Origin of the sequence: Endozoicomonas arenosclerae, from assembly GCF_001562015.1 — a bacterium.
Taxonomy (GTDB): domain Bacteria; phylum Pseudomonadota; class Gammaproteobacteria; order Pseudomonadales; family Endozoicomonadaceae; genus Endozoicomonas_A; species Endozoicomonas_A arenosclerae.
In genome coordinates this window covers 1-5,483 of sequence record NZ_LASA01000217.1, presented here as the reverse complement: position 1 = coordinate 5,483, position 5,483 = coordinate 1, and the positions used below count along the sequence as shown (strand labels likewise).

The window sequence follows — 5,483 nt, the reverse complement described above, 5'->3', positions numbered from 1 at the left end:
CAACATGGTTGCTAGCGGGTAAGGGCGTCTTCCATTACCTGGCTTTGGATAAAAAGGCTCAATGACGGCTTCTAATCGAGACCAGGGAATCAGCTTCTCCATTCTGAGTAAGAACTTCTCTTTACGAGTCTGTCGCTTTTTTTGGGTGAACTCGCAGTCGGCAAACGTGAGCTGATTCTTCATGGTGAACTCCAAATATGAGCTGATGGTAGATTAGCTCACAAGGAACTTGTTCACACCTTCCCTAAAACTACTTTCTGCTAAATAAGCGCGGATGAACATATCAATATGACGATTATCCTTCATGATTGGCCATTTTTGTAAGTACTCTGGTAGTGGTGAATAGGTATTTTTGAACGTTGCTATTCTCCGTTCTGCCATTGTCGCCTCACCAATCTCGAATGGCACCCACCAAGATTTAATTGTGTCGTCTGATACAAGTGCAATAAGGTGAGTACATTTCCGTATGTTTTCAGTTATTACCTGGGTAATGTTGTCTGTTGTTTTCGAGTCGGTATCTAGAACATCCAAATAGGTTTGAATACCAACATTGTTCAATCTATGTTGGATAAGGAATGCTTGTTCTCTATCCGTGTGTCGGTAGCTAATAAATACGGGCATCCGTTACCTCAGATTCTATTGTTTTGCGCAAGGCGGTGAAAATGAACCCCAAGGGCTGTTAGTCGACAGCCTGTGCTATTCATTGCAGCCCAGTACATATGCTCACTATCTAAAGGCTCAACCAAGCCTGCTGCACAACAGTCCTGAAGCTCTTTAAATTCAGTCTGTAACCGCTTGTCACCGTCTAGTCTTGGGTTCCCAGAATCATCTGAATGCTCATGTTCAGGTGTGAGAGGATAAACATGAGATGCATCAGGAAAATACTGAGGTAACCTGCGTAATATGTCGTGAGAAACTTTTGCGCTGACCTCCCGTAGGATCAAAAAGGAGTCAACGTGACTTTTATAATATGGGCGTTGTTCCCACTCACCAAGGCTTTGATCCACGTGGCTATACACTGAAGCAGCTGTAATTCTTCCTAGTACGTCAGCTGCTCCTCCATTCAATGCATCAAGCATCAGGTAGGTAAAGAGGCCATGGCCCTGCATCTCCTGTGCAGGTTCATTTTCTCTACATGCTGTCATGATCGTCACACCTTTTCCAAGGGCAGCGATCTGGTCGTTCAGGCTTGACATATTGCCAGCACCACCGGAGAAACAGCAGTCAAGGAGAATAATTCGATTATGAACTTCACTCTCGGCCGCATTGGCCATATCAATAACTTCAGACAGATCCAGACCTGGTGTGCTACTTGTAGCTGCTTGCAAACAAGATCGACTTTGCCTGCAAACAAAGGTTCTTTCGTGCCCTAATTAACTGAGAATAAAAGCCTGGCTATGCCCACTTTAAGTGAGAATGAGCCCGAATTAAGTGATAACAGCCCGCAAACAGCCCGCTTTGCCCACATTAAATGAGAATAAACTGCCCTCTAAGATAGCCGGTGCCTACAGACTGATACCTTGACTCTGAAGCTGGGTCATGAGTTCATCCCGTTGTGTCGCTGGCAGATTCCCTTTGATGAAATTCCGGACTTCACTCGCTTTGATATCCAAGACTTCAGCCAAAGCCCGTACATCATACCCTTGGCGAATAAGCTGGGCTTCAGGGCTGTTAAGGTCAACGGCCAGCACTGAAGTAATCAACTCTGCAGTGATAGGCTGGTCGCCGACCCGATAACTTTCCGCAAGAGCTATCCCCAGATACTGGTTGATCTGAAGAGGCGTTGAGAGGTGATCAACCAGATAGTTGAGTGCTTCAGGTTGAATAATGGTGTCGACTTTGGTTTTGGCTTCAAAGCATTGTTTGAATAGTCAGTGGGTGTATTCCTCTTTGCTCTTCTGAATTCCTTCCAGCATAAAGATGGTAGCGCGAGCGCCAATTTCTTCCATAGTGGCCCTCTTCAAGTCATTGGACAGCTTGGGGTGTCCGGCAAGGACGATAGAGAGCGTTCCGCCTGCCCCCTGGATCACTTCAATCAATCGCTTCAGAGCAATCAGCGTCTTGCCGTGCAAGTCATGGGCTTCATCAACAAACAGTACCACTGGTTTCTTCTTGTTCTTGATCAGGTCCCGGAGCTCCCTTTCTCTCTGTTCAGGCTGGGAAGGGATTTTTTCATTCTTACTGCGTCTCAGATCACAGAACAGAGCTGAGATCAGCGTGCCCAGGTTTAACCGGCTCTTTTCTACGGAGAGCGATTGACTGACCAGAATATCCTTCTCTTTACTGAGCAAGTGATGAATATGTCTCAGCATACGAGTTTTGCCGCACCCCACAATGCCTGTCAGGGCGATCAATCGACCATGCTTGATATGATGGCGAACTTCTGTGAGCGTGTGCTTGAAATCGTCCGTTTCGAAAAAATCCGCCTGGTCGAACTCCCGGACCATTTTGTAGTGGGACATCACTTCACTCAGCATGGGGTGTTACCTGTTCAGCAGAGGGTTTAAAGAGTTCGCTAACCTGTTGAAGCACCTGCTCCTTATTCAGACTTGCCTCCAGTAATGCATTAATCGCAGACAGCTGTTCCCGGGGAATCGTGGCCAATGGCATGCCAATGTAATCCGCTATGGCCCTGCGTGCTGTCAGTGAGTCAGGCCAGTGCGTTTCTGTAAAAGGGTCTTGAGCCTGAAAGGGTACGGAAGCCGGCTGATCTTTTGACTCCAAAGACAACAGTTGTGTAGACAGTCCCATCTCCTGATAAGCCGCATCGGGCAGGGACAGAACTTTGGCCAGACCTTCAATGCGGTCGGCGCGTTTCTCTCGAATCGTTTTCTTATGAGCTCGATACTTGTGAAGAGGTACAGGGCCACCCGATGGATAGAAGGGACCGAACCGTTTGCCCTGATGCTCGACAAACAACTCTTCGTCATAGAGCCCCCACCAGATGACTGCTGTTTCACCCGCCAGCTCTGGACTCAACAGGTAGTCCACACCGTTGATACTGATGGTGGCATCGATACCCACTTTTCGTTTTTCGGGTTCCCGGGCAAAGTGACAATATTGATCCCAATCGCACATGGCCCGAACGCCAGACTTGGGCAGGCTTTGCAACCAGTCTTCAATGCGGCTATGAGGTTCTGATCGATGGTTGGATCGGTTGTACTGGATCAGAAAATGCCTGAGCCAGGCATTGGCCTCTTCCTCTGTTTCTGGTTCCCGGAAATGGTAAAGCGTTTCGTGAAGCTCCTTCACCGTTCGAAAAGGACGCTCTACTTTTCCCTTGGCTCGGGCGGTGACACGACGCCCGTCACTGCCTGCTGGCATATGCGCCCTGACCTCAACATTGAGATAACTCATCACCCTGTGAAACACCTGGCTTCGTGTAATAGGACCATTATCCAGATAAATCATGTCAGGAATGCCATGAGGAAAATCGTTGCTGTCCTTGGGTGACATGGCCGTGAACAGGAAGCGTAACGCTGCCTCTACATCCTCACCATAAACACAGTGATACTCCTGATAAGCAGCACCACTGCGATCATCCACAATGCTGTAGATCATCAGGGTTGGAGAGCCTGCCCCTTCTCGAAGCCAGGGAGGTCGTTTGATGTGTTTCAGATCGGAAGGACTGAGATCAAAGTGCCAGCATTCATTGCTCTTCTGAGCCTGAAAACGGACAGCTGGGGGTTGCCGGGAAAGTGTCGCTCGGTCGTATCCCCACTCCCGGAGATACTTTTCAATGGTGGTGCGTTTCAATTGTCCCGGGGCAGCTTTCAGCAAGCCCTGATCGGTTTCAACCCCAAAGGTTTCCAGTAGTTTGATCGCTTGAGTGGTTGGCAGGCAGCGCTGCTTTTTATTGCAGGTTCTGACCTTAATGGCGGCAATCACCTCACAGTACCGCTCCAGCTCCTTATGTGACATTACTCGAGGCAGACCACAATCACTTCGTTGTGTTGAAGCTGGCTTTCCCACTGTCCGAAGTGCACGGTACAGACTGGCTTGGGAAACGCCATACAGCTCGGCAGCTTCCTGAATAATGATACGCTTTTCAGGACTTCGCGACGGCAGGGACAAGCGCCTCCGATGAATATCCAGTAAGGCTTCAGAGGGGATCGTTTTTCTGTTCATGGGGTACGACCCCCTCGATACATTCGCTGCCTATGGGCACACCTCGATAGCGAAGATAGGAATACAGGGTGGACTTGCAAATGCCCAACTGACTGGCTATGTCATCCACCGTCAGATGACCTTCCTTGTACAGCGTCTCAGCAGCACAGGCTACTTTCTGGGCTTGAGATGAAAGCCCTTTCGGACGGCCTCCCTTTCGGCCACGTAATCTTGCTGAAGCCAAGCCGATGCGGGTTCGTTCCCGGATAATCTCCCGCTCAAACTCAGCCAGAGCCGCAAAGAGGTTAAAACTCAGCCTTCCCTGTGGAGTCGAGGTATCAACGGGGTCATTCAGACTCACCAATCCGACCTTCTGTTCATGGAGTTGATTCACCAGACCGACCAGATGACGCAAGGATCGCCCCAGACGATCCAGCTTGCAAATGACCAGAGCATCCCCCGGCCTGATAGAATCTAACAGACTATCCAACCCTGGACGCTCCGCCCGGGCTCCACAGGCAATATCCTGGAATACTTTCTGACAACCGGCAGCATTGAGTGCATCGATTTGAGAGGTCAGGTTCTGGTCACTGGTACTGACTCGGGCATACCCAATTTTCATGGCAAGCCGCTCCCAATAGTAGGGAATACTCAACTGTTCAGAAGAAAGGTAGACGATAAAAAGATAAACGGCGAATTTATACTATTTTTCAAGGCGTCTGGAAGAAGGCGTTTTCAATGGGATACAGTCTGGAAAAACGATCGTTTTTCTGAACCTCTACCTTATCTTGTGACCTACCACCTGAATAGTGGAATACCCCGTAGGGTATTAAACTTCCCTAAAGTGAATATCATTAGACACTTGGAAGAATCTTTTAGTTAAACAATTCAAGGATCTAGTTACATTCAATAATAATTATCTGGCAAGGATTTTATTATAATGTATGTTACACTCGCTGAGTTTGAAGACGCTGAAGAAATACACGATATTGTAACTTCGAATTTTATAAACCACCCAACTTATAAAGATCTTAGTGAGTCTGAAAGATCTGGTTATATCAAAGTTAACTCAATTGAAAGCATAAGAAAAAAAATAGTTTCAGATACAAGCAGAGTATCTATTTGTAAAAATAATAACAGGATTGTAGGCGTTGGCATCCTTAAAATGTATCCAGATAGGAAATACGTTGTTGGAACGAGACTTCATGCAAGAAGAGATAAAGACTCATCTCATATTGCCAGAAATCTTTTTGAAGAGGGTGAAGCCTATCTTCGTGAAAATGATTATGAGTTGTTTTATGTGAAATCCAGCGGAAACTCTGGAAGGTTATTTAGACATTTTGATTTTATAACACTTGATATATTCAATAATAATC

Annotated in this window: 8 protein-coding genes; 2 read left to right on the top strand and 6 right to left on the bottom strand. The window is 47.3% G+C overall.

Annotated features, from left to right (window positions below; genetic code table 11):
* The 3 genes from WG89_RS29840 to WG89_RS27695 all read right to left on the bottom strand — a co-directional run.
* Positions 1-183: transposase (locus WG89_RS29840; RefSeq protein WP_479686493.1), on the bottom strand; the 183-nt coding region annotated here is incomplete at its 3' end.
* 30 nt (positions 184-213) lie between these two features.
* Entirely contained in the window at positions 214-621 is a 408-nt protein-coding gene (locus WG89_RS27700; protein WP_079254097.1) for a toll/interleukin-1 receptor domain-containing protein, read from the bottom strand.
* Between the two features lie 8 nt (positions 622-629).
* A complete protein-coding gene (locus WG89_RS27695; protein WP_172806947.1) occupies positions 630-1,274 on the bottom strand; it encodes a caspase family protein in 645 nt (214 codons plus the stop codon).
* Between the two features lie 246 nt (positions 1,275-1,520).
* Here WG89_RS27695 and WG89_RS30830 point away from each other — a divergent pair, with 246 nt between their 5' ends.
* Complete coding sequence (locus WG89_RS30830; protein WP_153301877.1) at positions 1,521-1,694, top strand: hypothetical protein; 174 nt, start codon at positions 1,521-1,523, stop codon at positions 1,692-1,694.
* A gap of 177 nt (positions 1,695-1,871) precedes the next feature.
* Here WG89_RS30830 and WG89_RS30825 read toward each other — a convergent pair whose 3' ends face one another.
* Genes WG89_RS30825 through WG89_RS27680 form a run of 3 tightly spaced genes read right to left on the bottom strand, consistent with a single transcriptional unit; the run spans position 1,872 to position 4,729 of the window.
* Positions 1,872-2,477 (bottom strand): AAA family ATPase, encoded by a 606-nt coding sequence (locus WG89_RS30825; protein WP_153301876.1) that lies wholly within the window; start codon positions 2,475-2,477, stop codon positions 1,872-1,874.
* Complete coding sequence (locus WG89_RS27685) at positions 2,467-4,113, bottom strand: IS481 family transposase (protein ID WP_079254098.1); 1,647 nt, start codon at positions 4,111-4,113, stop codon at positions 2,467-2,469. The genes WG89_RS30825 and WG89_RS27685 overlap by 11 nt, the downstream gene beginning before the upstream one ends.
* Positions 4,103-4,729 (bottom strand): recombinase family protein, encoded by a 627-nt coding sequence (locus WG89_RS27680; protein WP_062270910.1) that lies wholly within the window; start codon positions 4,727-4,729, stop codon positions 4,103-4,105. The genes WG89_RS27685 and WG89_RS27680 overlap by 11 nt, the downstream gene beginning before the upstream one ends.
* Before the next feature lie 318 nt (positions 4,730-5,047).
* Between WG89_RS27680 and WG89_RS27675 the strand changes: the two genes are divergently transcribed.
* On the top strand, positions 5,048-5,483 hold a 436-nt coding region (locus WG89_RS27675), incomplete at its 3' end, for a GNAT family protein (protein WP_153301875.1).